The 1,262-nt window shown below is 55.9% G+C and carries 1 protein-coding gene; it reads right to left on the bottom strand.

The window, feature by feature from the left end:
* Positions 1–61 precede the first annotated feature (61 nt).
* A protein-coding gene (locus tag G6L28_RS21070) for an IS3 family transposase (protein ID WP_174066238.1) occupies positions 62–1,200 on the bottom strand; the annotation gives its coding sequence in 2 pieces (ribosomal slippage) (positions 62–942 and positions 942–1,200; 1,140 coding nt in all).
* Positions 1,201–1,262: the final 62 nt, after the last annotated feature.

Here is a 1,262-nt window from a genome sequence, read left to right as displayed (position 1 = left end):
AGAGGTGGCTCAGTTTGTTTGAACAGTTTCGGGCGTTTCGCTAAGTGGATTTCCGCCTCGATTATGCCGCCACCATCATTGGCGTCAGCGCGTTGAAGTAAGCCTGATCCGGCGTCTGCCGGTCAAGCGATGAATGTGGGCGTCGGCTATTGTAAAAGGTCAGATAACGGCCAATGCCCGCGCGTGCCTCAGACACGGTTTTATAGGCATGTAGGTAGACCTCCTCGTATTTGATCGAGCGCCAAAGCCGTTCGACGAAGACATTGTCCCGCCACGCGCCCTTGCCGTCCATCGAGATGGCAATCTCAGCTTTCTTTAGCACCGCCGTAAAGTCGATGGATGTGAACTGCGATCCCTGATCGGTGTTGAATATGTCGGGCTTTCCATAGCGAGCCAGCGCTTCCTCGACCGCTTCGATACAGAAGTCCGCCTCCATAGTGATCGATAATCGCCACGACAGAACCCGACGGCTGAACCAGTCCACGACGGCGCAGAGGTAGACAAAACCACGCGCCATGGGGATATAGGTCAGGTCCATCGCCCATACCTGATTGGGCCGGGCAACCGCCAGCTTGCGCAGGAGGTAGGGATAGATTTTGTGCCCCGGCGCTGGTTTCGAAGTGTTCGGGCGACGGTAGATCGCCTCGATACCCATCTTCTTCATCAGCGTGGCGACGTGCAATCGCCCAACCTCCAGCCCATCTCCCCTCAAAAGCCCTTGCAACATCCGACTTCCGGCAAACGGGTAATCGAGATGCAATTCGTCGATCCGGCGCATCAAAGCCAGATCGACGTTCGACACTGGGCGCGGAGAATAATAGACGCTGCCACGACTGAAGCCGAGAAGCTTCGCCTGGCGCACCACGGATAGCTTGTGATTGCGGTCAATCATTTTTTTCCGCCCAGCAATCCCGCCTTGCCGAGCGCACCGGACAAAAAATCGTTCTCCAGCGTCAGTTCGCCGATCTTGGCATGAAGCGTTTTGACATCAACGGTTGGACCGGCAGGTTCGGCCTTGGTTTCATCACCGAAAACGCCTGTCGCCCCCTCAAGGAGCTGTTCTTTCCACTGCTTGATCTGATTGGCATGCACGTCAAACTGCTGGGATAATTCCACCAGCGTCTGCTCGCCTCTGATCGCGGCAAGCGCCACCTTGGCCTTGAAAGCCGGGCTATGGTTCCGGCGCGGTCGTCTCGTCATGGTATCTCCTGTTCTCAGCATTTAAGCTGAAGTCAGGCAGAAATTCCACTTATCCTAGCTGT

The sequence above is a fragment of the Agrobacterium larrymoorei genome (genome assembly GCF_013322225.1).
Taxonomy (GTDB): Bacteria; Pseudomonadota; Alphaproteobacteria; order Rhizobiales; family Rhizobiaceae; genus Agrobacterium; species Agrobacterium larrymoorei_A.
Note: the sequence above shows the minus strand (reverse complement) of the source record. Positions and strands in the feature narration are given on the sequence as shown.